Origin of the sequence: Agrobacterium sp. CFBP2214 (assembly GCF_030209895.1) — a bacterium.
Lineage (GTDB): Bacteria > Pseudomonadota > Alphaproteobacteria > Rhizobiales > Rhizobiaceae > Agrobacterium > Agrobacterium radiobacter.
Genome location: NZ_JARVRC010000004.1, coordinates 309,289 through 336,264 on the forward strand (window position 1 = coordinate 309,289; position 26,976 = coordinate 336,264).

Sequence of the window (26,976 nt, forward strand, 5' to 3'; positions counted from 1 at the left end):
ATGGCCGCCTATCGGCCTAAAGCTTTCGTCATCCTCGGCCTTGAGCCGAGGATGACGTGGAGTATGAGGAGCGGTCCTTCCTCAATCCGAGACCCGTCTGCAAACGGGCCTCGGAAAATCAGGGAAACGTCACGGCAACATCAATGCACGTCGCCGGCGGCCTCCGCCTTCTTTCGACGCCGCGCGTTGCGGGCCAGCATGTTGAGCAGTTCCACCAGCGCCGAAAACGCCATGGCGGCATAAACGTAGCCCTTGGGAACGTGGAAGCCCATGCCTTCGGCAATCAGCGTCGTGCCGATCATCATCAGGAAGGCGAGGGCCAGCATGACGATGGTGGGGTTGCGCTCGATGAAGTTGGCAAGCGGCGTTGCGGCCAAAAGCATGACGGTGACGGCGACGATGACAGCGACGATCATGATCGGCAGATGCGGCGTCATGCCAACGGCGGTGATGATGCTGTCCACCGAGAAGACGAGGTCGAGCAGCAGGATCTGGCCGATGGCGGCGCCGAAATTCATGCCTACAGGGCCGCCGACCATGTCTTCCTTGTGGTCTTCCGGGTCGACATTGTGGTGGATTTCCTTGGTGGCCTTCCACATCAGGAAAAGACCGCCGGCGATGAGGATCATGTCCTTCCATGAGAAGGCGTGGCCGAAGAGCTCGAAGACCGGCGTGGTGAGCTGCACGATCCACGCGACGGTGCCGAGCAGGCCAAGCCGCATGACGAGCGCAAGACCGATGCCGATCTTGCGGGCTTTTTCGCGCTGTTCAGGCGGCAGCTTGTTGGTGAGGATCGAGATGAAGATCAGGTTGTCGATACCAAGCACGACCTCCATGACGATCAGGGTGACGAGCGCCACCCAGGCGGCGGGGTCGGACAGAAGAGGGAGAACGGACTCCATCAGGGAATTTTTCCTTTCAGCAACAAGGTCACCCGAAACATTCGGTGGGTGGAATTTATAGCGCAATACGCGAGAAACAAGGAGACCGCCCCTGTGATGGGCAAGATTTCATCGAAATTTCGCGCAAACCGCGCATCGGGCACTGTCCCGTTGCCGGTCCGGTCGCCCGTTGCTGAATGATTTCAGGCCTTGTCGGTTCCGTAAGCCGCCATAAACACATTGACGGCGCTGCCGATTATCCGGTCCAGTTCCTCTTCGGGAACTGGACCTTCGAGTTCCCCGAACAGGCGCAGTTTGAAGAAGGTGCCGGTGGAAAGCTCGATATATTGCCGGGCGGCCAACTCGGGGTCATCCACCTTCAGATGGCCGATCTTGACCTGATGTTCGATGAAATCCAGGAGCACCGTGCGCACATTGTTCGGCGCAGAGAGGAAAAAACGCTGCGCCAGCTTCGGCATACGATCGATGACACCGATCACCGAGCGCATGGCGGGGATCATGTCGGAACAGATCATCTTGTTGGCAAAAGCCTTGCCGAACTGTTCCAGCCCCTCGCGTACCTCCTCGGTGCCCTCAAGAATATGGCGCATGGAGGTAGCGAATTCGTTGCGGTGATGGTCGACGAGCGCAACGAACAAATCTTCCTTGTTGGAGAAGTAGACATAGATCGTGCCCTTGGAAACGCCCGCTTCCCGGGTGATGTCGTTCATGCTGGCCGCATCGAAGCCCTTGCGCTTGAACACGCGCCAGGCGCCGGCCAGAATCTGGTCGCGTTTGGCCGGGTCTTCGCCCGCCGCAAAACGCCCAGCGGTATTGCCCGGACAGCCCGTTTCCGTCTCCATATCCCTGTCTTCACCTGCCATCACTGCCGCCTCTTAGCATCGTAATGACGTAAAAAAAATTAACCGAACGTCGAACCAATCGGTTCGATGACACTTGATATGTGTCAGGAAAGAGATTATGTCAATCGAACCGAACGGTTCAGTTCGAAAAACTTTCTTCAATTTATCACGGTACATTCTCATGTCGGCCCAGAAGAATAGCGCGGTTCGCGCCGTCAACGATGCGGAAGAGGCGGATATCTCTGCCAAGGCCGAGACCTCTCCCGCAAAGCCGGCCGAGGCCGCGCCGCAGCAGCCGTCCCAGACCGTTGCAGCGCCGAAGGCCAAGAAGCGTTCGCCGCTTCTGCCGGTCTTCGCCCTTGCCATTCTCGCCGGCGCCGGCTGGTATGGTTACAACTGGTGGGTCGATGGCCGTTTCATGGTGTCGACGGATGACGCCTATATCGAAGGTGATATCGCCGTCATAGCGCCGAAGGTTTCGGGTTACGTCGCCAAGGTGAACGTGGTCGAGAACCAGGAAGTCAAGGCGGGTGACCCGCTGGTGACGCTTGATGATGGCGATTATCGCATCGCTCTGGAACAGGCCGAAGCCCAGATCCGCACCGAGGAACTGTCGCTGAAGCGTATCGACGCGCAGATCATCGGCGGCGAAGCCGCGCAGGAACAGGCCGTTGCCCAGAAGGGTGCGCTGGATGCCGCCCTTCGCGGCGCGGAAATCACCCAGAAGCGCGCCAGCGAGCTGCAGGCGAAGGATGTCGGCACGGTTGCCGCTTCCGACAGCGCCCAGGTAGCGCTCGATCAGGCCAGGGCGAATGTCGTGGCGGGCGAGGCGGCGATTGCGTCGGCCAAGGCCAATGTCGAGCTTCTGCGCGCCCAGCGCGAGGAAGCTGAAAGCACCATCCGCTCGCTGCAGCTTTCCAAGGACAAGGCTGCCCGCGATCTGGCCTTCACGGTTCTGAAGGCGCCTTATGACGGCGTCATCGGCAATCTCGGTGTGCAGAACGGTGATCTGGTGTCGGTCGGCAAGCGTCTGGCTTCGTTGGTGCCGATGAACGAGCTTTATATCGACGCCAATTTTAAGGAAACGCAGCTTGCCCGCGTCGTGCCCGGTTCGAAGGTGCGCGTGCATGTCGACGCCTTTGACGACGCGACGATCGAAGGCACAGTGCAGTCGATCTCGCCCGGTTCGGGCTCGGTCTTCTCCATGCTGCCGCCGGAAAATGCGACGGGTAATTTCACCAAGGTCATCCAGCGTGTGCCTGTTCGTATCGTCTTCTCCAAGGAAGACCTTGAAAAGCACAATCTTCGCGCCGGCCTCAGCGTCGTTGTTGATGTCGATACCCGCACGGCGCCGGAAACCACCAGAACGGCGCAAGTCAACCCGGAAGCCAAGTAAGGCGCGTCTTTGACGCACCGTTGAGGGCAAGATCATGGCGGCTACGGTTGTCGGAACGGGCGGGGCGTCCATCCCCGCCGATCCCCCGATGGACAGGCGCAGGCTCATCGCGTTCTTCGCGATGGTCTTCGGCATGTTCATGTCCATTCTCGACATTCAGATCGTCTCCGCCTCGCTGGCGGAGATCCAGGCCGGCCTCGGCGCCGGCTCGGACGAGATCGCCTGGGTGCAGACTTCCTATCTGATCGCCGAAGTGATCATGATCCCGCTTTCGGGCACGCTGGCGCGCATTCTCTCCACGCGTGTGCTCTTCGCCACCTGTGCTGCGGGCTTCACGATTTCGAGCGCTCTGTGCGCCACCGCCACCAATATCGACCAGATGATCGTCTATCGCGCGATCCAGGGCTTTATCGGCGGCGGCATGATCCCGTCCGTCTTCGCGGCCGCCTTCACGATCTTCCCGCCGTCCAAGCGTTCGGTCGTCTCGCCGATCATCGGTCTGGTCGCGACGCTTGCACCCACCATTGGCCCGACGGTCGGCGGTTATCTCTCCAATGCCTTTTCCTGGCACTGGCTGTTCCTCGTCAACATCATTCCCGGCATCATCGTCACCATCCTCACCTGGAGCCTCATTGATTTCGACAAGCCGGAGCACTCGCTCTGGAAGAAGTTCGACTGGTGGGGGCTGATCTCCATGGCGGTCTTCCTCGGCTCGCTGGAATATGTGCTGGAAGAGGGCAACAACAAGGACTGGTTCAACGACGAGCATATCGTCCTTGGATCGGTGGCCATGGTCATCGGCGCGGTGGTCTTCTTCTGGCGTGCCTTCAAGGTGGAATTCCCCGTGGTTGACATCCGCGCCTTTGCGGATCGCAACTTCTCCATCGGCTCGCTTTTCTCCTTCGTCATGGGCATCGGGCTTTACGGCCTGACCTATCTCTACCCGCTCTATCTTGGCCGGGTGAGGGGTTACGATGCGCTGATGATCGGCGAGACCATGTTCGTGTCGGGTCTTGCGATGTTCTTCACCGCGCCGATTGCCGGCAAGGTTTCGACCAAGCTCGATCCGCGAGCGATGATGGCGATCGGCTTCATCAGCTTCGGCTGCGGCACCTGGATCATGACGCATGTGACGACCGACTGGGACTTTTACGAGCTGCTGATCCCGCAGATCCTGCGCGGTTTCGGCCTGATGATGTGCATGGTGCCGATCAACAACATCGCGCTCGGCACCTTGCCGCCGGCCCGTATCCGCAACGCGTCGGGCCTGTTCAACCTAACCCGTAACCTCGGCGGCGCTGTCGGTCTTGCCGTTATCAACACCATGCTGTCGCAGCGCACCGACGACCATTATGTGCGGCTGGCCGAACATATCAGCTATTCCAACCCGCAGGCGCTGGAATGGCTGAACAATGTCGGCGCCAACTATGATTCCTACGGTCTTGATGGCGCCTCCGTCGCCGTCAAGAAAATGGTCGGCATGGTTTCGCAGCAGGCCTGGATCTTGGCCTTTGCCGATGTGTTCTTCGCACTGACGATTTTGTTCTCCAGCCTGATCTTCATGACCGTGCTGATCCAGAAACCCAAGGCAGCGCCGCCGCCAGACGCGGCGCACTGATAACAATCCCCTCCCATCCACCGCAGAGCTGGGGCCGTCGGAAATGACGGCCCCTTTTTTATCTCCTGCCGAAAATCCCGATTCCGCCTGTTGATCGCAGCGGGCAAGCCATGTATATCAATTATTGAGGTACGTACCTCAAATATGCTTGAGAGGGAGCGAAAACGGGGCCGGGAGGACGGCTGACCCGGATTTCGGCCGCTTGGGCGGGGGCAGTTCAGAGGGGGAGATCATGACGGCCTTGGAACTCAATCCAGACTTTGCAATCACGGATGAGCAGTCGCTTCGCGGGCTGTTCGAGCCGACACATGCCTTGGCGGTACAGAAGTGTCAGGACAGCCTCGGCGAACATGCGCAGGAATTCATAAGGCGTTCGCCGTTTCTCTGCATCGGCACCCAGAATCTCGAAGGAAAGGCCGATGTCAGCCCCCGGGGCGATCCGGCGGGCTTTGTAAAGGTTCTCGACGGCCGCACCCTGGCGATCCCTGACCGGCCGGGTAATAATCGCCTTGATACCCTCAGCAACATCATCGCCAATCCTGTTATCGGGCTGTTGTTCATCGTGCCCGGTTTCGACGACACCCTGCGGGTGAACGGGCGCGCGACACTGAGCAATGACCCTGAACTCCTGAAGCTCATGAGCATTGCGGAACGCACTCCAAAACTCGCCATCGTCGTAAAGGTGGACGAGGTTTTCATGCATTGCGCCAAGGCGTTCAGGCGCTCCCGCCTGTGGGATCCGGCACATTTCCAGGTCCGGTCGGAAATGCCCTCGCTTATCAAGATCATTCTTGATGAGACGACAGGTGCGCCGACGAACGGGGATGAGATGCAGAAGATGGACGAGCAGCTGGAGCAGGACTACCGGCGGACCCTTTATTAGCCGCAGCGCATGCCGCTCTTGATATTCCGCAGCCATTTGATGAATTGTGAGGTACGTACATCATTTTTCGATTTACGACGGCGGCAAAGCTGGATATGCAAAGGGGGAGGGAGGAGCCATGAAGCCCACAGTTCACGATATCGCCGAGCGCGCGGGCGTCAGTCTCGCCACCATCGACCGGGTGCTGAACATGCGCCCGGGCGTGCATGCGGCAACGCGGGCGCGGGTGGAAGCGGCCATTGCCGAGCTGGGTTATGTGCGCGATATCGCGGCCGCCAACCTGGCCAAGGGCCGCAATTACTCCATGATCTTCATCCTGCCCGGCAATGACAATTCCTTCATGGCGACGCTGCGCGCCGAGGTGCGGGCTGCCGCCAGCCGCTCGCATCTGGAGCGCACGGCCATCCGTGTCATCGAGGTGCCGCCGTTTAATGCCGCTGCGTTGACGGAAGCTCTGGAAGTTGCGCGCCGGGAAAAACCCTCCGGCGTCGCCTTCGTCGCCACCGATTCCGAGGATGTGGCCGAAGCCGCCGACCGGCTGGCGGAAGACGGCATCGCCACTGTGACGCTGGTCTCCGATCTCTCCGGTTCGCGGCGCGATCATTATGCCGGTGTGGACAACGTCGCGGCCGGGCGCACGGCGGCGAGCCTGATGGGGCGTTTCCTTTCCGGACGCGGCGGCGATGTCGCTGTTGTTGCCGGCTCCATGCTGGTGCGCGACCACCGTGAGCGTCTGGAAGGATTTCGCGCCGTGATCGAATCTGAATTTCCCCAGCTGCGGCTGTTGCCGGTGCTGGAGGGCAGGGACGATCCGCTGACCGTCGAGACGCTGGTGCGCGAGGCGCTCGGCAACGCCTCACTTTCAGGCATCTATAGCCTCGGTGCAGGTAATCGCGGCCTCATCCGGGCGCTTGGGGCCGCAGATGACGAAAGAGCGCTTTCGGTCATCGCCCATGAACTGACGGAAAACACCGCCAATGCGCTGCGGGAAGGGCTGCTTGATGCCGTGCTCAACCAGGATGCCGGCCACGAGGTGCGCAGCGCCATCCGCGTGTTGAAGGCGCGCGCCGATGGCCTGCCCGTCATCGCCGCGCAGGAACGGATCCGTATCGACATATTCCTCAGGGACAATCTGCCCTGACGAGAGCATTTCCAGGAAAAGTGGCCGCTGGTTTTCCGTCCGGAAATGCGGCGACTTTTAAAAAACGCTGAAAGCGGCGCATGGCGCGCCGGAATGGAGAAATACATGTATCTCGGTCTCGATCTTGGCACTTCAGGCGTCAAAGCCCTGCTGATGGACGGCGATCAGAAAATCATCGGCTCGGCCAACGGCTCGCTGGACGTCTCGCGCCCGCATCATGGCTGGTCCGAACAGGACCCGGCGGACTGGATTGCTGCCACGAAAACCGCCGTTGCCGGCCTGAAGCAGAAGTTTGCGAAAGAGCTTGGCGCCGTCAAGGGCATAGGCCTTTCCGGCCAGATGCATGGCGCAACGCTTGTTGATGCTGATGGCAAGGTGCTGCGCCCCTGCATCCTGTGGAACGACACGCGTTCTCACGCCGAGGCCGCCGCGCTGGATGCCGATCCGCGTTTCCGCAAGATCACCGGCAACATCGTTTTCCCCGGCTTCACCGCGCCGAAGCTTGCCTGGGTGGCGAAGAACGAACCCGATATCTTCGCGAAAGTGGCCAAGGTATTGCTGCCGAAGGATTATCTGCGTCTGTGGCTGACCGGCGAATACATCTCGGAAATGTCTGACTCCGCCGGCACCTCCTGGCTCGATACCGGCGCGCGCAAATGGTCTTCCGAACTGCTCGCCGCCACCGGGCTGGATGAAAAGCACATGCCTTCGCTGGTGGAGGGCACGGATGAGGCGGGTGTGCTGCGCGCCGAACTTGCTTCCGAATGGGGCATTTCCGGCCGTGCCGTCGTTGCCGGCGGGGCGGGTGACAATGCGGCTTCCGCCTGCGGCATGGGCACGGTGAAGGAAGGCCATGCCTTCGTGTCGCTCGGCACGTCAGGTGTGCTTTTCGCCGCCAATGCGTCCTATCTGCCGAAGCCTGAAAGCGCCGTGCATGCCTTCTGCCACGCGCTGCCCAACACCTGGCACCAGATGGGCGTCATCCTTTCCGCGACGGATGCGCTGAACTGGTATTCGCGCCTCACCGGGCAATCCGCCGCCGATCTGACCGGTGAACTGGGCGAGACGCTTCTTGCGCCGACCGGCGTCACCTTTGCGCCCTACCTTTCCGGCGAGCGCACACCGCATAACGACGCCGCCATCCGCGGTTCCTTCATCGGCCTTTCACATGAAAGCGACCGCAAGGCGCTGACGCAGGCCGTGCTGGAAGGGGTTACCTTCGCGATCAGGGACAATCTCGAAGCGCTGAAATCGGCCGGCACCTCGATTTCCCGCGTTACCGCCATCGGCGGCGGCTCGCGCTCGGCCTATTGGCTGGCCTCGATCGCCACGTCGCTCGGCGTGCCCGTCGATATTCCGGCCGAGGGCGATTTTGGCGCGGCCTTCGGCGCCGCCCGCCTCGGCCTCATCGCCGCGACGGGGGGCGATCCGGTTGCCGTTTGCTCGCAGCCGGAGACGGCACGGACGATCGAGCCGGTGGCCGATCTGGCCGGTGCCTATGAGGAGGCTTACCGGCGGTATCATGCGCTTTATCCGGCTATTCGGCCGCTTTCGCATTGAGACGCGGAGTGTGCGGCTTCACCCTCCCTCTGCCCTGTCGGGCATCTCCCCCTCAAGGGGGGAGATCGACCTGCGGCGAGGTCTCGCCCTTCTCCAGCTTCGAGAATGAAATGACGAGACCGCGTCTTGCTGATCTCCCCCCTTGAGGGGGAGATGTCCGGCAGGACAGAGGGGGGTGAGCCGCACCCTCCAACACATCCCGAACAACACCCAAACCCACCCCAGAGGAGGACCACCCATGAGTACAGGTTTTTTCGGCGATATCGCCAAGATCAAATATGAAGGCCCTGACAGCACCAACCCGCTGGCCTTCCGCCATTACAACCCGGACGAAGTCGTCGCCGGCAAGCGCATGGAAGATCACCTGCGTTTTGCGGTCGCCTATTGGCACACCTTCACCTGGCCGGGCGGTGACCCCTTCGGCGGCCAGACCTTTGAGCGTCCGTGGTTCGAAGACACCATGCAGGCGGCAAAACTGAAGGCAGATGTGGCTTTCGAATTCTTCTCGCTGCTCGGTTCGCCGTTTTACTGCTTCCACGACGCCGATGTGCGCCCGGAAGGCAAGAACTTTGCCGAAAACACCAAGAACCTCAACGAGATCGTCGATTATTTCGCGCAGAAGCAGGCCGATACCGGCGTGAAGCTTCTGTGGGGCACGGCGAACCTCTTCTCAAATCGCCGTTTCATGTCCGGCGCCGCCACCAATCCCGATCCGGATGTCTTCGCCTTCTCCGCCGCAACCGTGAAGACCTGCATGGACGCCACCAAGAAGCTCGGCGGCGCGAACTATGTTCTCTGGGGCGGTCGTGAAGGTTACGAGACCCTGCTCAACACCGATCTTTCGCGTGAGCTCGACCAGCTCGGCCGCTTCCTCAATCTGGTGGTGGAATACAAGTACAAGATCGGTTTTGAAGGCACGATCCTGATCGAGCCGAAGCCGCAGGAGCCGACCAAGCACCAGTACGACTACGATGTCGCCACCGTTTATGCCTTCCTGCAGAAGAACGGTCTGGAAAAGGAAGTGAAGGTCAATATCGAGCAGGGCCACGCCATCCTCGCCGGCCATTCCTTCGAGCATGAGCTGGCCATGGCCAACGCCTTCGGCATTTTCGGCTCCATCGACATGAACCGCAACGATTACCAGTCCGGCTGGGATACAGACCAGTTCCCGAACAACGTGCCGGAAATGGCGCTTGCCTATTACCATGTTCTGGCCGGCGGCGGCTTCAAGAATGGCGGCACCAACTTCGATTCCAAGCTGCGCCGTCAGTCGCTCGATCCGCAGGACCTGCTGATCGGCCATATCGGCGGCATGGATTGCTGCGCCCGCGGCCTGAAGGCGGCGGCGAAGATCATCGAGGACGGCGCGCTTTCGAAGCCGCTTTCCGAGCGTTACGCCAAGTGGGATTCGGCTGAAGCCCAGAAGATGCTGCGCGGCGAGTTGAAGCTCGAGGAAATCGCAGCGCTGGTCGAGAGCCAGGATATCAACCCCGAGCCGAAATCCGGTCGTCAGGAATATCTCGAAAACGTGGTCAATCGTTACGTTTGACGGGGTCATAGATTCTCAAAAGGAAGCGGGAGAATATCTCCCGCTTTCGCCGTTTCGGGTTGACGATCGCCGTCACGACACACTCGACGTCATCCTCGGGTCAAGCCCGAGGATGACGTCGAGTGTGGAGCAAGGCAGGCCCTAAGGATCGTATGAGGGGACATGCTCTCCGTTATCCACCCAAAGCGGGGAAGGCTTTCCGCCACCGCTCCTCACTTTTCAGCAGCTTCCAAGAAAATACGTTCCCGTCCGTCCCCATCAGCCATTTCCACCGCATCATTCTCCCGCAACCGGAACGGAAGGGCGAGACGCGCGGCGCCTTTCGCGAACCGGCTGCCGGCATCGACAAGCATGGTTCTGGCAGACCGTGTTTTTGAAAGGCATCCCGCCGGGCCAGAGGCGGGAAGGGCTGATCGGATAGGTGCCGTGAAAAGTCTGTGACCGAGGGGCCGCGATTGCGGTCCCGATGCGGCGGCCCGGTGAATGCAACAACTTCCACCACTTCCCATTTCCCCCGCATTCGCCGGGCCGATGCCTTTCGCCGCCGGCAAACCGCTGCGGCGGCATTGGCGCATGCAAAGCGCTTTGGACTTGTTAACTGCGCAGCCTGAAACGTTGTAGATTCTTTGCGGCCCGGCTGTACCTCGCAGGCGGCATGGTCTAAACCGCTGCTGATCTTTTCACACCCGATGGACGACAAGGGCCTCTCCGATGACCGATCCAAAAACGCTAGCAGCCCGATTCCCCGGCGACTTCCTGTTCGGCGTCGCGACTGCCTCGTTCCAGATCGAAGGCTCCACCAGGGCGGATGGCCGCAAGCCCTCCATCTGGGACGCCTTCTGCAACATGCCGGGCCATGTCTTCGAGCGTCACAATGGCGATGTCGCCTGCGATCATTACAATCGCTGGGAACAGGATCTCGATCTCATCAAGGACATGGGTGTCGAGGCCTATCGTTTCTCCATCGCCTGGCCGCGCATCATTCCCGATGGTTTCGGGCCGATCAACGAGAAGGGTCTGGATTTTTATGATCGCCTCGTTGACGGCTGTAAGGCGCGCGGCATCAAGACCTATGCGACGCTTTACCATTGGGACCTGCCGCTGACCCTGATGGGCGACGGCGGCTGGGCCTCGCGCTCCACGGCGCACGCCTTCCAGCGTTACGCCAAGACCGTCATGGCCCGCCTCGGCGACCGGCTGGATGCGGTGGCGACCTTCAACGAACCCTGGTGCGCGGTGTGGCTCAGCCATCTCTACGGCATTCACGCGCCGGGTGAGCGCAACATGGAGGCGGCCCTTGCCGCCATGCACCACATCAACCTCGCCCACGGTTTCGGCGTGGAGGCATCCCGCCATGTCGCGCCGAAGGTGCCGGTGGGACTGGTGCTCAACGCCCATTCCGTCATCCCGGCTTCCGATAGCGACGCCGATCTCAAGGCGGCGGAGCGGGCCTTCCAGTTCCACAATGGCGCGTTTTTCGATCCTGTCTTCAAGGGCGAATATCCGGCCGAGATGATGGAAGCGCTTGGTGACCGCATGCCTGTCGTGGAGGCGGAAGACCTCGCCATCATCAGCCAGAAGCTCGACTGGTGGGGTCTGAATTATTACACGCCGATGCGTGTCGCCAACGATGCGACGCCGGGCGCGGAATTCCCCGCGACCACACCGGCCCCCGCCATAAGCGATGTGAAGACCGATATCGGCTGGGAGGTCTACGCGCCGGCGCTCAAGTCGCTGGTGGAGACGCTCTACAAGCGTTACGACCTGCCGGAATGCTACATCACCGAAAACGGCGCCTGCTACAATATGGGCGTTGAAAACGGCGAGGTGAATGACCAGCCGCGTCTCGATTATTACGCCCAACACCTCGGTGTCGTCGCCGATCTCATCCGCGACGGTTACCCGATGCGCGGTTATTTCGCCTGGAGCCTGATGGATAATTTCGAATGGGCCGAGGGCTATCGCATGCGTTTCGGCCTTGTGCATGTGGATTACGACACGCAGGTGCGCACGCTGAAGAACAGCGGCAAGTGGTACAGCGCACTGGCCTCGGGTTTTCCGAAGGGGAACCATGGCGTGACGAAGGGGTGAGGCTTCCCCCCATCCCTGTGCTCGTCACAGGGATCCAGCCAGCCCAAGTCCTTGGACTGAGAGGAGTCTTTTCGCCACGCAGACGCGTGTCGGCTGGATTCCTGTGACGAGCACAGGACTGAGGGTTGGGGGCGGGCGTGCATGAACTTTACGCGCCGTATCCGGTAGCAGGCGATGCGTCACCGCTCTCTGCAATAAAGTTCTGCTCCCTTATTATCAGTTTTCCCAACTTTTTTACCGGTTACCGCGCGGTGCCTGCTTGCACGCGCCGTCCCGTCTCCTATGTCAGGCGGGCTACGGCGGCGTAGCGTCCGTTCTGCCGGTCAAGGGGCAGGGCGGGATGGTCCTCCCAGGGAAAACGAACATGCTTATCGAAAAACTCAACTGGCGTTATGCCACAAAGAAAATGGATCCTTCCAAGGCCGTGTCTGAAGACAAGGTTGAACGGATCGTGGAAGCGGCGCGGCTTGCGCCCACCTCCAGTGGTCTGCAGCCCTTCGAAGTGATCGTTGTTACCGATCCTGAAGTGCGCGCAAAGATCCGCGAGATCGCCTGGAACCAGGCGCAGGTGACCGATGGTTCGCATCTGCTGGTCTTTGCAGCATGGGACAATTACACCGAAGAGCGGATCAACCACATGTTCGATCTGGTCAATGAAGAACGCGGCATCAAGAATGAAGGCTGGGAAGCCTATCGCCAGATGCTGCTCTCCACCTATCCGCAGCGCGAGCAGCAGGTGAATTTCGAACACGCCGCCCGTCAGGCCTATATCGGCTTCGGCATGGCCGTGGCGCAGGCCGCTTTCGAGGGCGTCGATTCCACCCCCATGGAAGGTTTCGATCCCGCGAAGCTCGATGAAATCCTCGGCCTGCGTGAAAAGGGTCTGCGCTCCGTCACCATTCTGCCGCTCGGCTACCGTGAACCGGAAGGCGACTGGCTGGTGAACCTGAAGAAGGTGCGCCGCCCGGCCGATGAATTCGTCAGCCGCGTCTGATTTTACGCCGCTCGCAAAAGCTTGACTGCCGCAGGGCCGCCTTGGCGGCTTTGCGGTAGATTTTTTCTCTCTTTTCAGATAATTGAAAAAACATCCCTGTTAAAAGGTGGCGTGTGCAGGCAAGTATGCGCCATCGAATTGCCGATCCCCGGCATTTCTGAGTGAAAGCCTGACGAAATGACCCGGAAAATCAGCTGTAATCGAATGTGCCCGAAGGCTGCATGAAGAGAGCGGTTCAGCACCGCAACAGGATTTTTTGAGACCCGATCCGTCACGCATTCCCAGAGTTCACAATGAGTTTTCCATCCAGTGCGGCATCGCCCGCGCGTTCAGAACAGGCGGTCCCGGAAGGGGCGGCAAAGGAGCCGATGGTCACGTTTGAAGGCGTGACCAAAACCTTTGGCGGCGCCGACGGCAAGCCCGGCTTCGCAGCCCTTGCCGGTATCGATTACATCGTGCCGAAAGGCTCCATCACCGGCATCATCGGCCGCTCGGGTGCGGGCAAGTCCACGCTGATCCGCCTCGCCAACGGCCTTGAGAAGCCCTCGACCGGCCGTGTGGTCGTTGATGGCGTCGATGTCGCGGCGCTCGATGAAAAGAGCCTGCGCACGCTGCGCCGTTCCGTCGGCATGATCTTCCAGCACTTCAACCTTTTGTCGTCGCGTACCGCTTTCGACAATGTGGCGCTGCCGCTCGAAATCGCCGGCATGGGCAAAAGGGAGATCGAAACCCGCGTTGCGCCGCTGCTCGATCTCGTCGGGCTTTCGGACAAGGCCAATCGTTATCCGGCGGAACTCTCCGGCGGCCAGAAGCAGCGTGTCGGCATTGCCCGTGCGCTCGCCACCCAGCCGAAGCTGCTCCTTTCCGACGAGGCGACATCGGCGCTTGATCCGGAAACGACCCAGTCCATTCTTGAACTTCTGAAGCGCATCAATGCCGAACTGGGCCTCACCGTGCTGCTCATCACCCATGAGATGGAGGTGGTGAAGACCATCGCCTCGCAGGTGGCTGTCATCGACAGGGGCCTGATCGTCGAGGAAGGCACGACCTTCGATATCTTCACCGCGCCTAAACACGAGACGACCCGCAGCCTGCTGTCGTCCTCGGTCGGCGTGAAGCTGCCGCACTGGGTTACCTCAGGGCTGAAGCCTGAAGCCACGGAAGGCGATCGTGTTCTGGTTCGTCTGGTGTTCTTCGGCGAAACGGCTTTCCAGCCGCTCACGGCCCGACTGGTTGCCGAAATCGGCCCCGACGTGAACATCCTTGCAGGCACCATCGAGGAAATTTCCGGCCAGCCCTTCGGCTCGCTCGTCGTCTCCTACCCGGCCTCGACTGAGGTCACTGCCCGCGCCAGCCGCTTTTATGCTGAGACCGGTCTTCACACGGAGGTGCTCGGTTATGTCGCCTGATATGCTGTTCAACCTTCTCTCCAAGGGCCTGTGGCAGACGCTGCACATGGTCGCGGTCGCCGGCATCGTCGGCTCGCTGATCGGCGTGCCCATGGGCGTTTTCCTTGCCACCAGCGGCAAGGGCGAACTGTTTCCCGCGCCGATGACCAACCGCATCCTCGGCCTCATCGTGAATGCGGCGCGCTCCACACCCTTCATCATTCTTGTCGTGGCGATCATTCCCTTCACCCGCCTCGTTGCCGGCACGTCGATCGGCACCAGCGCCGCCATCGTGCCGCTGACCGTCGCAACTGTGCCCTTCATCGCAAGGCTGGTGGAAGCGGCGATCCGCGAGGTGGACAAGGGTCTCATCGAGGCCGCCCGCGCCATGGGCGCCACCCCGCTGCAGATCGTCACCAAGGTACTACTGGCGGAGGCCAAGCCCGGTATCACGCTGGCGCTCACGCTCACGCTGGTCAGCCTCATCGGCTATTCGGCCATGGTCGGCGCAGTCGGCGGCGGCGGGCTGGGCGACCTCGGCATCCGCTATGGTTACCAGCGCTTCATGCCCGACGTGATGCTGGCGGTGGTTCTGGTGCTGATCGTGCTGGTGCAGCTGGTGCAGAGCGCCGGCGACAGGCTGGCGCGCAGCTTCGACAAGCGGACCCGCAAGAATTAACTGCGTTCATAATAACAACCCAAGGAGACACCCATGAAGAAACTCATCCTCGCGGCTTCGCTCGCCGCTCTCTTCACCGCCGGTCAGGCGCTGGCCGAGACCATCAAGATCGGCGTAACCCCCGCCGAGCATGCGCAGATCATGGAGCAGGTGAAGAAGATCGCGGCCGCCAAGGGCCTCGATATCGATATCATCGAATTCTCCGACTATGTCGTGCCGAACCAGGCGCTGGCCGATGGCGAGCTGCAGGCCAACTCCTTCCAGCACCAGCCTTACCTCGACAACCAGATCGCTGACCGCAAGTTCGATCTCGTCAGCGTCGGCACCACCATCACCACGCCGATGGGGGTCTATTCGAAGAAGGTGAAGAGCCTTGACGAGCTGAAGGAAGGCGCAACCGTCGGCATTCCGAACGACCCGACCAATGGCGGCCGCGCACTGCTGGTGCTTGCTTCCAAGGGCGTCCTCAAGGTCAAGGAAGAAGCCGGCCTGAAGGTAACGCCTGCCGACATCACCGAAAACCCGAAGAACATCCAGATCGTCGAACTTGACGCCGCCCAGCTGCCGCGCTCGCTTGATGACACCGACGCTTCGGTCATCAACACCAACTATGCGACGGCAGCCGGCCTGAACCCGAAGAAGGACGCCATCGCCATCGAAAGCGAAAAGTCCCCTTACGCGAATGTCATCGCCGTTCGTGCGCAGGACAAGGACAAGCCCTGGGTGAAGACGCTGGTGGAATCCTACCAGAGCCCGGAAGTGAAGGCCTTCATTCTGGAAAAGTACAACGGCACGGTCATCCCGTCCTGGTAAGCCGCTCCGGCACTGTAAAAAATGACAACCTCTCCCGTTCGCGGGGGAGGTTTTTTGTTTCCGGGCGGGCGCAAATCCGTGTTCCATGAAAAGCCCGGGACATTTCAGGGAAGAATTTTTCAGAGTCGCTGCCGGACTGTCGTTTTATACCCGTGTTTTTTTGGGGCGGAGCCACGATGCGGTTTAACGGCTTCTGAATGTTTCCTTCGGAAGATGATGCTTTCGAAGGGGATTTTATGCGGATTGCGCCGCGCAACATTGGGGACTATTTGCCGGTCGGGCGCAGAACCGCCGTGGGCGTCGTATTGTCCACCTTCGCGCTGGTGCTTCTCATCGTCACCGCGCTGGTCCTGTCCGCCCTCAGTCAGGTGCGTGAAAAGGCGAATTCGCTCGATAATGCCCGTTCGCGCGAGACGACGGCGGGTGCTCTCGTCACCTTTCGCGAACAGCTCGGCGCAACGCTGAATGATTACGCCGCCTGGGATGATGCCGCCGAATATGTCTATGCCCCCGACCGTTTTGACTGGGTGGCGAGCAATTACGGCGAGATGACGGTCAATAACGATCTTTTCGATACGGCCGTGATCATCGACGAGGATGACAGGGTCCGCATGGCCTATCAGAACGGCAAGCCGGCGACATGGAGACCAAACGCCTATTTTGCCGGCGGCCTTAAGGAAATGATCGATCGCGTGCGTTCCATGCGTCCCGGCATTACCTCGCAGGTCACGGGTTTCGTCAAAACCGGCGATGGCATCGCTGCAGCCGGCGTCGCGCTCGTGCGGCTGAAATCCGGGGCGCTGCCGCCGGTTGATGCGGAGCGGCGCTATCTGGTTTTTGCCCGTCACCTCAAGCAGGCGACGGTGGACAAGCTTGCCCGCAACTACGTCATCGAGGGGCTGGAACTGCAATATGGCGACGGACCTGCCGCCAACCATGTGGATATCGTCAATCCCTTAGGCGAGGTGCTGGCGCGGCTCGTCTGGCGCTCGCACCTGCCGGGGGATGTCAGCTTTCATGAGGCGCGGCCGGTAGTCTTCACCGCGCTTGGCATTGCCGGCACGTTTTTCCTCGTGCTGCTCATCATCGGTTCGGCCACGCTGGACCGGCTGAAAGCGGATGAGGCGGCAGCGCGGGAGGAGGCGCTGCGCGACCGGTTGAGCGGGCTCAGCAACCGCGCGGGTCTCTTTGCGAAATTGAACCGCATGGTCGACAACGGCCGCCACGACAAGACGGATATCAAGCTTCTCTATCTCGATCTCGACGGCTTCAAGGAAATCAACGATTCCTACGGCCATGCCGCCGGCGACCGGCTGATCAAGGGTGTGGCCGCGGCGCTCAGGGTGCTGGTGCCGGAAGGCGCTGTCCTGGCGCGGCTCGGCGGCGACGAATTCGCCATTGCCATCCAGGGCAACGACGTCTGGTCTGAAGGCCGAAAACTGTGTCTGGCGCTTCTCGAACTCTTTACCGAGCCTTTCAGCATCGGTGAAAGGGTGGCGAGCATCGGCTGCAGCATCGGCACCTCGGTTTCCCGCGCCGGCGATATCAATGGCGAGGAATTGCTGCGGCGTGCCGATATGGCCATGTATCAGGCCAAGGAAAACGGACGCGGGCGTTACGTTTCCTATGAACTGAAGATGGATGCGCTGCGCGAGGAAAAGCTGCAGCTTGAAGCCGATCTTCGTTCCGCCATCCTGAACGACGAGATACAGGTGGTTTATCAGCCGGTCGTCAGCGCCGCCACGCGCTGCATTACCGGGGTGGAGGCGCTGGCCCGCTGGCAGAGGCCGGGATATGGTTTCGTGCCGCCGGATATCTTCATTGCCGCTGCCGAAACCAGCGGGCTGATCGACCGGCTCGGCCTTCTCGTTCTGCACAAGGCCTGCGAGACGGCGCAGCAATGGCCGTCCATCAAGCTCTCGGTGAATATCTCTCCCGTGCAGTTCCGCAATCCGGCCTTCTCCGGCCATATCGCGGATATTCTTGACGCGACGCAGACACCGCCCGAAAGGCTGCGGCTGGAAATGACGGAAGGTTATTTCATCCAGCATCCGGAGCGGGCGAGTGCGGCGATCGACAAGCTGAAACAGCTCGGCCTGCATATTGCGCTCGACGATTTTGGCGCCGGCTTCGCCAGTGTCGGATATCTGCGCCGCTTCGGTTTCGACCGGATGAAGATCGACCGTTCGTTGATCATGGCGCTCGATAAGGGCGGCCGGTCGCTGGAAATGCTGCAGGCCACCGTGGCGCTGGCGAAGTCGCTCGATATTCCGGTCACGGCCGAAGGCGTGGAAACGGAAGAGCAGGCGGCCATCCTGCATCTGTGCGGCTGTGATGAATTGCAGGGTTACCTGTTTTCGAGGCCGGTCGCAGCCGAGGAGATTACCGACATGCTGGATGGGCAGGATGCACCGTTATTTGCTCTGAGAGCGGGGGCGTGAGAGGCGCACCGATGTCGTTTAGCAATTCTTGATCAACTGAGATTGCCGCCCATTTTCTTCTCCCCGGCGGGGAGAAGAAATACGCGGCACCCGCTCAATCGAACCCCGGCTCCTGTGCATTCTGATGCTGACCCGGTTTACCGTCCCAGATGCTGTTCGCCGCGCTTCTTTGCCAGTTCGATCTGCTGCTGCCGGTCGCGGAACCGCTGGCGGTCTTCTTCGCTACGGTCGTCGTAGCAGCTCGGGCAGGAGACGCCTTCCTCGAATTTCGGAGACAGGCGTACTTCCGGCGTGATCGGGTTGCGGCAGGCGTGGCAGAGCTCATGATCGCCTTCGGCAAGGCCGTGGACAACGGAGACACGCTCGTCGAACACGAAGCAGGCGCCTTCCCACAGGCTTTCTTCTTCCGGCACCTCTTCCAGATATTTCAGGATGCCGCCCTTGAGGTGATAGACCTCGTCGAAACCCTGCTCCTTCATGAAGGCGGTGGCCTTTTCGCAGCGAATGCCGCCGGTGCAATACATGGCGATCTTCGGCTTGTTGTGCAGGCCGGGATTGTTCTTCACCCAGTCGGGAAACTCGCGGAAGGTTTTGGTCTTCGGATCGACCGCGCCCTTGAAAACGCCGATGGCGGTCTCGTAATCGTTGCGGGTGTCGATGACGATTGTGTCAGGGTCGGAGATCAGCTCGTTCCAGTTGCGCGGCTCGACATAGGTGCCGACGATGCGGTTCGGATCGATATCAGGCACGCCCATGGTGACGATCTCTTTCTTGAGCTTCACCTTCAGCCGCACGAAGGGCATGTGCGAGGCACGGCTTTCCTTGTGCTCCAGCGCGGCAAATTCCGGCTGGGCGCGCAGGAAGGAGAGCACGGCGTGAATGCCCGCATCCGGCCCGGCAATGGTGCCGTTGATGCCTTCGGCGGCAAGCAGCAGCGTGCCCTTGACGCCGTTCTTCTGGCAGAGCTCGAACAACGGCTCGCGCAGGCTCTCGAACCGCGGCAGGCGGGCGAAATGATAAAGCGCGGCCACAAGGAAATCACCAGAGGTTTCCGGGCGGGGGAGAATGGTCGTGTCGGTCATGGGCGCTGAAATACAGCGACGGCGGCCGCAAAGCAATATTTATCAACGGGTCCGGTCATTTTGAAAATCGTCAAATCGGGAGGGTTTGGGGGCTTCCAGCCGACGCGCGTCTGCGCGGCGGAGAGAGTCTTTTCAGCCCGAGGACTTGGGCGGGCTGGATTCCGGCTCAAGGCCGGAATGACGGAGGTGGTGAGCACCGAACGAGAAGTTTGGGCTACTTCGCCGCCCGCCGCCACAGCAGGCCGATAATGCGGCTTTCGGTGCGGGCGGATTCGGAAAACACCTCGCCTGCCAGCGCAAGCCCTTCCGTGCGCAGCGCCTGCTGCCGCTGGATGATGGCGTCGAGCAGCAGAGCCAGCCGCTCGCCATTGCCGAAACGGTCCGGCTCGCGGTCGGCGACGGCGGCGAGAACCGAAAGATCGTGCTCGTGACCAAGAATGTCGACCAGCCGCTTGGTATCGGCCCGCTTGGCGCGCATGGCGGAAGGCCAGAGGCGGCGCATCAGGCCGAGATGCATCCAGTAGGCCTGCCCGGCCTTGCGCAATTCGTGGAAATGTTCGACGTCGGCCTGTTCGTGGCAATCGGTGAGCGCCTTGCGCGCCCTTTTTCGCTGTTTCGCCCAGGCGGTTCTTATCAGCCGGGCGGTGTCTTTCAACTCATCCGGCAGCGACAGGGCCTCGAGCTTCCTGCGCGCTTCCCCGCAGCCGGCGATGGCGGCGGCAATGGCCTCGTCGAGGCCGGCCTCATGTTCTATGGCGTCGTCGCGGCGCTTGCGCAGCATCGCGGTGATCGATCGCAACGCTTCGCCCTGCGCGTCCGAGCGCGCGAAGGTCTCGAGATATTCCGCCGTCTCCACCAGCGCCGTCGCATCCCGCGCAAAGGCGAGGGAGCGGGCGATATCGCGAATACGGGCATTTTCCTCGCGGCCGAAATCCGGCGCCGCCTCGCGGATCAGGCGGTAGAGGGCGCGCAGCCGCTTGAAACGCTTGCGGGCCTCGTGCACCGCCTCGTGCGATCCCGATGGCTGATCGCGCAGGATCGTGATCGCATCGTCGATCAGTTCCAGCCCGGCGCGACGGATTTCGTCGTCGAAGGGCTTTTTCGGGTCAATTCTGAAGGGCATCCGACAGGTCTCCGTTCGGACAGTCCATGGCGAGCGACTGGTTGGAGAAGCGCTTGTCCCCGGTTACTTCGCGGCCCAGCCATGACGGCAGAGCGGGATCGGCATTCTCGTCATTCATTTCCACTTCAGCCACGATCAGCCCGTGATATTTCCCTTCGAAAACATCCACCTCCCAGGTGAAGCCGCCGTGATCGACGGTGTGGCGGGTTTTCTCGATCACCACGCCCGGCGCGCTTGCCATCAGCTCTTCGGCATCCTTGAGGGGTATGGAATATTCATATTCGTCGCGGACAAGCGCGCTTGCGCCGATCTTGATGGTCAGGGTCGCGTCACGCTGGTCGACGATCCTCACCCGAACCGAACGGTCTTCCACCGAGGCGACATATGCCTGCCGGAAAGCCATGCTATGCGTTACCTCATTACGCCATTCACCGCCTGCAACCAGAAACTTCCGTTCAATTTCCTTGGCCATGCTGTCTCCGCGAACTGGTGCTGCAGATTATCGCACTATGACATTATGATGAAGCGAATTGATTGAAGTATCTGGATAAAAATGCGGCTGGCGCGCCTCGACATGAAAGCCGAGGCAGGCTAATCCGTAGACGGAATTTCAATCGTTTCAAACGCGCAAGGAGGCTCATCTTGGCCCAGGACTCCGAAAAACTGCTCTCCATCCTCAAGCTCCAGCCGGTCGTGCCGGTGCTGATCGTGGATGACGCCGCTTCCGCCGTGCATTTGGCGCGCGCTTTGGTCGCAGGCGGCCTGAAGGCGATCGAGATCACCATGCGCACGCCGGCGGCGCTCGACGCCATCCGCGCGGTTGCAGCGGAAGTGGAGGGCGCCAATGTCGGCGCCGGCACCATTCTCAACGCGAAGGATTTCGAAGCGGCGGCCGAAGCCGGCTCCACCTTCATCGTCAGCCCCGGCATCAATAAAAGCGTGCTGGAAGCCGCGCGCGGTTCCAAGGTGCCGTTGCTTCCGGGTGCGGCTACCGCCAGCGAAGTCATGGCGCTGCGCGACGAGGGTTACAAGGTGCTGAAGTTCTTCCCGGCCGAACAGGCCGGCGGCGCACCTTACCTCAAGGCGCTGTCTTCGCCGCTCGCCGGCACCGTGTTCTGCCCGACCGGCAGCGTGTCGCTCAAGAACGCCAATGATTACCTCTCCCTGCCGAACGTCGTCTGCGTCGGCGGTTCCTGGGTTGCCCCGCGTGAGCTGGTGGCGACCGGTGACTGGGCGGGCATCACCAAGCTTGCCGCCGAAGCCGCCGCACTGCGCGCCTGATTTGCGTCTCGTCAAACCCGTTCACGAAGGCGTGAGCGGGTTTGACATTTGTATTCGGCCCACGACTTCCTATCTCCCCTGTAGATTTGACCTTTACAGGAGATTTTGATGTTCGACGCCAAGAAGCTTCTTGAACAATTCCTCGGCTCTCAGGTGCCGGGCCTTTCGGGAAGCGTCCGTGACAGAGCCGGGCAGGCCGCCGATATCGCCAAAAACAATCCCCTGAAGGCCGGTGCGCTCGCCGCCGCCATCTTAGGCACGAAGACCGGCCGCAAGCTCGCCGGCAATGTCGCCACCATCGGCGGTGTGGCTGCGATCGCCGGCCTCGGTTATCTCGCCTACAAGAATTACAAGTCCGGCCAGGCCCCGGAAGCCGCGCCGAAACCCGAGCCGGAGCTTCTCGCCCCGCCCGCCGATTCCGCCTTCCACCCGCAATCGCCGGCCCTTTCAAATGATTTCGCGCTGAAACTCATCCAGGCAATGATCGCTGCCGCGAAGGCCGATGGTCATATCGATGAGAAGGAGCGCGCCAATATCATGGACAAGGTGCAGGTCTCCGGCATCGATGATGAAGCCGAGCGGTTCCTCGAAAAGGAACTGGCCGATCCGCTCGACATCGACGCGCTGGTGGCCGCCGCCCGCACGGAAGAGCAGAAGGTGGAGCTTTACACCGCCTCGCGCCTTGCCATCGAGGCCGATACGCGGGCGGAGCGGGGGTATCTCGACCTTCTTGCCGGGCGGCTTGGGTTGCCGGATGCGCTGGTGGACCATATCGAGGCGACGGTGGTGGCTGCGAAGGTTTGAGGTAGTGCTTTAGGCTTGGGTATGAAGGTTTGAGCGTGTGGCTCACCCCCCTCTGCCCTGCCGGGCACCTCCCCCACAGGTGGGGAGATCGGCAAGACGCTCTTTCGCCACTTCCTTCTCGAACGTTGAGATGGGCGAGACTTTACCGCAGGTAGATCTCCCCCCTTGTGGGGGAGATGCCCGGCAGGGCAGAGGGGGTGAGCCACACCCGCCGAGACCACCGCATCCCACCCCACATGCCCTGTTGTCATCCCGCCCCGCTTGCCCTAATCCTTCTCCCAGCAAATGGGGAAGAGAATGCGCGATCTGAGTGATTTTAGGGGATGTCCGCCGCCGCAGCCGGTGGTGCTGAAGGGCCGTTACGTCACGGCCGAGCCGTTTGATCGCGAAAAACACCTCGCAAGGCTCTGGTCAGCCCTTGGCGGCGAGGGCACCAATGCGCTTCTCAAATATTTCCCGCAAAACGCCTTCCCTGATGCCGACGCCTTTGGCGACTGGCTCATCGGCGCGGGGCAGAAGCTTAACTGGGTCACGCTGGTCTTCGTGGAAAATGCCACTGGCGATATCGTCGGCATGGCGAGCTATATGCGGCCCGATCCGGCCAATGGCGTGGTCGAGGTCGGCTCCGTCGCCCATGGCGCGAAGATGAAGCGCTCGCCTCTTGCCACTGAAGCGCATTACCTGATGGCGAAACATGTTTTCGAGGATCTGGGGTATCGCCGTTACGAGTGGAAATGCCACAATGAAAACGAACCCTCCAAGATCACGGCGAAGCGTTATGGCTTCACCTTCGAGGGCGTTTTCCGTCAGCATTTGATCTCGAAAGGCCAGAACCGCGATACGGCGTGGTTTTCGATGATCGACGGCGAATGGCCGCTGATCGGCAAGGCCTTCGAAGCGTGGCTTTCGCCTGACAATTTTGCAGCCGACGGGGTACAGAAGCGCAAGCTTGAAGATATCCGCGCGGAGCTTGCCAATGCCTGAAAAACCGACATCGGGGAAAAAGGACTGGTCGCCGGCAATTGCCGCCGCCCTCATCATCGTCGGTTTCGGGCTCGTGTTCTTCGTCATGCCTGATATCATGTTGTGGCTGGGTGATTATTCGCCGTGGCTCGCCGCCGCCTTCGGTTCGGTTGCCGTGCTGTGTTTCTTCCTGCTGTTCTGGCTGCGCGCTCGTTACCAGCGCCGCCGCGATGATCAGAGCTGAAGCGAAGCGCCGAGCAGCAGCAGTCCCATGATCAGCACGAAAAGCGCGCCGGCGATTTCGATCGCGTGGCTGATGCCGGCCGCCTTGCGGCTGCCGGGGCCGGCGAAACGCACGGCGAGCCCCTTGGCCGAGACGGCCATGATGGCGAGGGCCGACACCGTTATGGCGGTGCCGAGCGACATGGCGAGCACGGAGAGCACGCCGCCGAGATAAAGCCCGTTCAAAAGCGCGAAGCTCATGACGATGATCGCGCCCGAGCATGGCCTGAGGCCGACCGCAATGATGGCCGACCATGCTTCATGCAGGCTGAAGTTCTTGCCCTTCAACAGCATGGGGTCCGGCGCATGGGACTTTCCGCAGGCGTTGCAGAGATCGCCGGTGCCGTTATGCTCATGATCCGCGAAAACCGGCTTGCCCTGAAAGCGCAGCCCCGTGCCCATGCCGGTGGTTCTGCCGGCCGTGGCTTCACCCGCCGTGGCAAAGACGGGGACGGGTTCCCGCCGGATGCGCAGTGACCAAAGCTTCCGCACCAGGAGCCAGGCGCCGAACAGCGCCACCATGGCGAAGCTGGCGATCTCCATCGCCTGCGTCGCCTTGGTCATGGTGATGGAGGTGCCGCGCAGCACCAGCCAGGCGGCCCCAACAAGGCCGATGGCCATCAAACCCTGAATGAGGGCCGAGACGAAGGAAATGAGAATGCCGCGCTTTAGCTGCGTTTCATTGGCGATCATGTAGGACGAAATGACCGCCTTGCCGTGGCCGGGACCGGCGGCATGGAAAACGCCATAGGCAAAGGAGAGGCCGATCAGCGAGCCGAGTGCCCAGCTGTCCTCGCGCATGGCCTTCAGCGCCCCGGTCAGCGCCCGGTAAAACATCTGCTGGTGCACGTTGATCCATTGCATCAGCGGTGCGAAGGGGCCACCAACGGAAAAGGAAGGCTCGGCCGAGCCGATGCCGAGCGGCGATTGCGCGTGGGCGACACTGGCCACGGTGATGAGGCCGATGGCGACGGCGGCAAGGCGTGCCCTGCGGCTCAGCATGAGACCTCCAGCCGGGTGGCGAAGAGCTTGGTCATGTCGGTGCCGGTCGGATCGTTGAAAAAGGCGTCGGTCAGCGAACCCTGGTTCTGCGAGATTACCTCGTCGGGATCAGGGCGGACGATATGATGCTTGCAGGCATTCAGATCCTTGCCCTGTGTCGCGATATCGCTGTCCTTGGCGAAATCGATCGCCGTATACATGGTCGGATCCCAGGCGCCGAAGCTGAGCTTGCCCTTGACGGCGAGCGGCTTGGTCGGCTTCACGGAGAAGAACATCAGGATCTGCTGGTCCTTGTAGTCCACGTGAATGGCGTCGGGCTTGGAGAACTCCACCGGTTTTCCATTGGCGGTGATGAAGGTGTAATAGGAATATTCGGCGAGCGATTCCAGCACCGTATTGCCGATCTCGGCCAGCTCGTCCTTGTCCAGCTTCAGATCGCTGTTCTTGTCGTAATCCATCACCACGCTTGCCGAAAACATCTCGTCGAAACGCCAGATATTGCGCACTTCCTGAACGGTGCCGTTCGGCCCCTCGACGATTTCCATGCGGGCTTCGGCAAAGATGTGCGGATGCGCAGCAGCCGCGACGGGAACGCAGGCGAGGCCGGCCGCGAGGAGCAAAAAGCGTCTGTTCATTATCCGGTCTGTCCTGCCTTCGAATCTTGAAGACCCGACTCTAGCAGAAATTGGGACCGAATTTCGACCTGATGCGTCTGATCCTTCGCGCGGGCCGTCAAGGGATTTCAGAAGGTGCCGCTGAAACGCGACGTGATGCTGGAGCCGCTATAGGCGAGGTCGGTCTCGCGCTCACCATGCAGCAGGCGGTTGAACTCCAGCTCCAGCTTGCTGTTCTTGCCGGTATCGAAGGACAGCGTGGCGACCAGCCTGCGCTCGCTGGTATCGTAATTATAATAGATCCAGTCCTTGTGGACCCGGTTCAGGGCAAGATCGAGCCCGACCTTTTCGGTGAGCCTGCTTTTCACGACGAGTTGCCAGCGACGGTGAAACTCGGCGATCGGATCATCCGGATCGAAAAGCGCATAGTCCTGCGAATAGCCGACGCCGAAGGCGATGCGCTCGGTGGCCTTCACCTCGGCTTCAGCCCGGAGATAGGGCCGGGTACGCTTTACCTGGTCGCTGATCTCGTCACCGGAAATGGATGTGAAGCCCGCCTCGGCCAGAACCGCGAAACGATCGGAGAACTTGTAACCATAGGCCAGCGAGCCGCGCAGCGTATTGGCAGGGAAACGTTCATATTTCTCCTGCTGCCCCTCGGGCACGACGATACGGTCATAAGCAAGCGTCAGGCCCGCCTCGCCGCTGGCCAGCGGCCGCGCATGTTCGGCCTTCAGTGATAAAAGCGCCTCGTTTGCCTCCAGCCGGGTGGGCATGAAATAGGCCGGACGGAACCGCGCCTTGCCCTTCATCAGGCTGGCAAAGCTTGCCGTCAGCGTGTTCTTGCCGCCGAGTGCAAGGATGCCGAGCTGGGAAGAGGCCTCCAGCTTGTGATCGAGCTGCCGGTAACCAATGTCTTCTTCGGGCAGATGCAGGAAGATGTCGCCGGCATCGCTGCGGGTGCCGCGTAGCTCGATGGCCCATTCCAGCTTTTCGGAAAACCGTTTCGTCAGTCCCAGCGCCGCGATGGTGTTGTGTTCATTGGCGAAGCGGTAACGGGGGAGGCGGACCTCCTCGTGTTCGAGCGAATAACGCAGTTCCGCACCATCAAGCACGACCTTGCCATTGAGCCCGAAGCCGGCACGCAGCGAAATTGCGCTCAGCCTGTTGGTGTCGGCGAAATAATTGGTGTCATAAGCAATGCCGGACTTATAGGTGACATTATGCTCATCGGCTTTTTCACCCGCCCACGCGCCGCAGGGGCAGGCAAGGCCGAGAACAAGCGCGATATATCCCCCCAGCCGCATTCGCATCTCCGGTCGCTAATTAAGCAATATCTTATATTTGGATGGTTAATAAAGTCTCCCGCGCCGTTTTACTTTCGTAACCGAAATTCAGTGCGCCAATACCGGAATAGAGGTAGCGGATTCCATAAGAAGATATGTAAAATTCTATTAAAATCACCAGTATTAAAGTTAACTGTTTATTGTAGTATTAGCATTTGCTTGAATTAGAATCCTCTAAATAT

Annotated in this window: 25 protein-coding genes; 16 read left to right on the top strand and 9 right to left on the bottom strand. The window is 60.7% G+C overall.

Annotation, left to right across the window (positions count from 1 at the left end):
• Positions 1-140: 140 nt before the first annotated feature.
• Positions 141-902 carry a TerC family protein gene (locus QRN60_RS13970; RefSeq protein WP_020812092.1) on the bottom strand — a complete coding sequence of 254 codons (762 nt, stop codon included), beginning with the start codon at positions 900-902 and terminating at the stop codon, positions 141-143.
• Positions 903-1,084: 182 nt separating this feature from the next.
• On the bottom strand, positions 1,085-1,765 hold the full coding sequence (locus tag QRN60_RS13975; protein ID WP_111834945.1) for a TetR/AcrR family transcriptional regulator: 681 nt from the start codon (positions 1,763-1,765) through the stop codon (positions 1,085-1,087).
• 160 nt (positions 1,766-1,925) lie between these two features.
• On the opposite strand from QRN60_RS13975, the gene QRN60_RS13980 reads away from it, so the two are divergent.
• From QRN60_RS13980 to xylA, 6 genes are all read left to right on the top strand, one after another.
• Positions 1,926-3,140 carry an HlyD family secretion protein gene (locus QRN60_RS13980; RefSeq protein ID WP_111792703.1) on the top strand — a complete coding sequence of 405 codons (1,215 nt, stop codon included), beginning with the start codon at positions 1,926-1,928 and terminating at the stop codon, positions 3,138-3,140.
• A gap of 34 nt (positions 3,141-3,174) precedes the next feature.
• Positions 3,175-4,758 carry a DHA2 family efflux MFS transporter permease subunit gene (locus tag QRN60_RS13985; RefSeq protein WP_003505432.1) on the top strand — a complete coding sequence of 528 codons (1,584 nt, stop codon included), beginning with the start codon at positions 3,175-3,177 and terminating at the stop codon, positions 4,756-4,758.
• Positions 4,759-4,990: 232 nt separating this feature from the next.
• On the top strand, positions 4,991-5,641 hold the full coding sequence (locus QRN60_RS13990) for a pyridoxamine 5'-phosphate oxidase family protein (protein ID WP_111834946.1): 651 nt from the start codon (positions 4,991-4,993) through the stop codon (positions 5,639-5,641).
• Between the two features lie 118 nt (positions 5,642-5,759).
• Positions 5,760-6,782: a LacI family DNA-binding transcriptional regulator gene (locus QRN60_RS13995; RefSeq protein ID WP_111794686.1), complete on the top strand. Its 1,023-nt coding sequence runs from the start codon at positions 5,760-5,762 to the stop codon at positions 6,780-6,782.
• A 105-nt stretch (positions 6,783-6,887) separates the two neighbouring features.
• Positions 6,888-8,342 (top strand): xylulokinase, encoded by a 1,455-nt coding sequence (xylB, locus tag QRN60_RS14000; protein WP_129565218.1) that lies wholly within the window; start codon positions 6,888-6,890, stop codon positions 8,340-8,342.
• 238 nt (positions 8,343-8,580) lie between these two features.
• Positions 8,581-9,891, top strand: a complete 1,311-nt coding sequence (gene xylA / locus QRN60_RS14005) for a xylose isomerase (protein WP_129565213.1) — start codon at positions 8,581-8,583, stop codon at positions 9,889-9,891.
• Between the two features lie 212 nt (positions 9,892-10,103).
• On the opposite strand, the gene QRN60_RS14010 is transcribed toward xylA, so the two are convergent.
• A complete protein-coding gene (locus QRN60_RS14010) occupies positions 10,104-10,244 on the bottom strand; it encodes a hypothetical protein (protein ID WP_020812098.1) in 141 nt (46 codons plus the stop codon).
• A gap of 358 nt (positions 10,245-10,602) precedes the next feature.
• On the opposite strand from QRN60_RS14010, the gene QRN60_RS14015 reads away from it, so the two are divergent.
• The 6 genes from QRN60_RS14015 (at position 10,603) to QRN60_RS14040 (ending at position 18,297) form a co-directional block, all read left to right on the top strand.
• A complete protein-coding gene (locus tag QRN60_RS14015; protein ID WP_112965095.1) occupies positions 10,603-11,982 on the top strand; it encodes a GH1 family beta-glucosidase in 1,380 nt (459 codons plus the stop codon).
• Positions 11,983-12,346: 364 nt separating this feature from the next.
• A complete protein-coding gene (locus QRN60_RS14020; protein WP_003505443.1) occupies positions 12,347-12,976 on the top strand; it encodes an NAD(P)H-dependent oxidoreductase in 630 nt (209 codons plus the stop codon).
• Positions 12,977-13,344: 368 nt separating this feature from the next.
• The gene (locus QRN60_RS14025) at positions 13,345-14,385 is read left to right on the top strand and encodes a methionine ABC transporter ATP-binding protein (RefSeq protein WP_113007805.1); all 1,041 of its coding nucleotides are present in this window, start codon (positions 13,345-13,347) and stop codon (positions 14,383-14,385) included.
• A complete protein-coding gene (locus tag QRN60_RS14030) occupies positions 14,375-15,043 on the top strand; it encodes a methionine ABC transporter permease (RefSeq protein WP_020009081.1) in 669 nt (222 codons plus the stop codon). Before QRN60_RS14025 ends, QRN60_RS14030 begins: the two co-directional genes overlap by 11 nt.
• A 33-nt stretch (positions 15,044-15,076) precedes the next feature.
• Positions 15,077-15,856: a MetQ/NlpA family ABC transporter substrate-binding protein gene (locus QRN60_RS14035; protein WP_114836135.1), complete on the top strand. Its 780-nt coding sequence runs from the start codon at positions 15,077-15,079 to the stop codon at positions 15,854-15,856.
• A 197-nt stretch (positions 15,857-16,053) separates the two neighbouring features.
• The gene (locus QRN60_RS14040; RefSeq protein ID WP_162687233.1) at positions 16,054-18,297 is read left to right on the top strand and encodes a bifunctional diguanylate cyclase/phosphodiesterase; all 2,244 of its coding nucleotides are present in this window, start codon (positions 16,054-16,056) and stop codon (positions 18,295-18,297) included.
• A gap of 137 nt (positions 18,298-18,434) precedes the next feature.
• Here QRN60_RS14040 and trhO read toward each other — a convergent pair whose 3' ends face one another.
• The 3 genes from trhO to QRN60_RS14055 form a co-directional block, all read right to left on the bottom strand.
• A complete protein-coding gene (gene trhO, locus QRN60_RS14045; protein WP_065695063.1) occupies positions 18,435-19,379 on the bottom strand; it encodes an oxygen-dependent tRNA uridine(34) hydroxylase TrhO in 945 nt (314 codons plus the stop codon).
• Positions 19,380-19,593: 214 nt separating this feature from the next.
• The gene (locus tag QRN60_RS14050; protein WP_080864530.1) at positions 19,594-20,502 is read right to left on the bottom strand and encodes a CHAD domain-containing protein; all 909 of its coding nucleotides are present in this window, start codon (positions 20,500-20,502) and stop codon (positions 19,594-19,596) included.
• The gene (locus QRN60_RS14055) at positions 20,486-20,974 is read right to left on the bottom strand and encodes a CYTH domain-containing protein (protein WP_003505452.1); all 489 of its coding nucleotides are present in this window, start codon (positions 20,972-20,974) and stop codon (positions 20,486-20,488) included. The genes QRN60_RS14050 and QRN60_RS14055 overlap by 17 nt, the downstream gene beginning before the upstream one ends.
• A gap of 170 nt (positions 20,975-21,144) precedes the next feature.
• Between QRN60_RS14055 and QRN60_RS14060 the strand changes: the two genes are divergently transcribed.
• From QRN60_RS14060 to QRN60_RS14075, 4 genes are all read left to right on the top strand, one after another.
• Positions 21,145-21,783, top strand: coding sequence for a 2-dehydro-3-deoxy-phosphogluconate aldolase (locus QRN60_RS14060; protein WP_080864529.1), 639 nt, complete (start codon positions 21,145-21,147; stop codon positions 21,781-21,783).
• Positions 21,784-21,891: 108 nt separating this feature from the next.
• Complete coding sequence (locus QRN60_RS14065) at positions 21,892-22,587, top strand: tellurite resistance TerB family protein (RefSeq protein WP_003505454.1); 696 nt, start codon at positions 21,892-21,894, stop codon at positions 22,585-22,587.
• Between the two features lie 297 nt (positions 22,588-22,884).
• On the top strand, positions 22,885-23,571 hold the full coding sequence (locus QRN60_RS14070; protein WP_129567253.1) for a GNAT family N-acetyltransferase: 687 nt from the start codon (positions 22,885-22,887) through the stop codon (positions 23,569-23,571).
• Positions 23,564-23,794: a hypothetical protein gene (locus QRN60_RS14075; RefSeq protein WP_111791384.1), complete on the top strand. Its 231-nt coding sequence runs from the start codon at positions 23,564-23,566 to the stop codon at positions 23,792-23,794. The genes QRN60_RS14070 and QRN60_RS14075 overlap by 8 nt, the downstream gene beginning before the upstream one ends.
• Here the strand turns inward: QRN60_RS14075 and QRN60_RS14080 are convergent.
• The 3 genes from QRN60_RS14080 to QRN60_RS14090 form a co-directional block, all read right to left on the bottom strand.
• Complete coding sequence (locus tag QRN60_RS14080) at positions 23,785-24,834, bottom strand: nickel/cobalt transporter (RefSeq protein WP_080864526.1); 1,050 nt, start codon at positions 24,832-24,834, stop codon at positions 23,785-23,787. The two genes, QRN60_RS14075 and QRN60_RS14080, sit on opposite strands and share 10 nt — an antisense overlap.
• Positions 24,828-25,469: a DUF1007 family protein gene (locus QRN60_RS14085; protein WP_003505458.1), complete on the bottom strand. Its 642-nt coding sequence runs from the start codon at positions 25,467-25,469 to the stop codon at positions 24,828-24,830. Before QRN60_RS14085 ends, QRN60_RS14080 begins: the two co-directional genes overlap by 7 nt.
• A 107-nt stretch (positions 25,470-25,576) precedes the next feature.
• On the bottom strand, positions 25,577-26,755 hold the full coding sequence (locus QRN60_RS14090; protein WP_080864525.1) for a hypothetical protein: 1,179 nt from the start codon (positions 26,753-26,755) through the stop codon (positions 25,577-25,579).
• Positions 26,756-26,976: the final 221 nt, after the last annotated feature.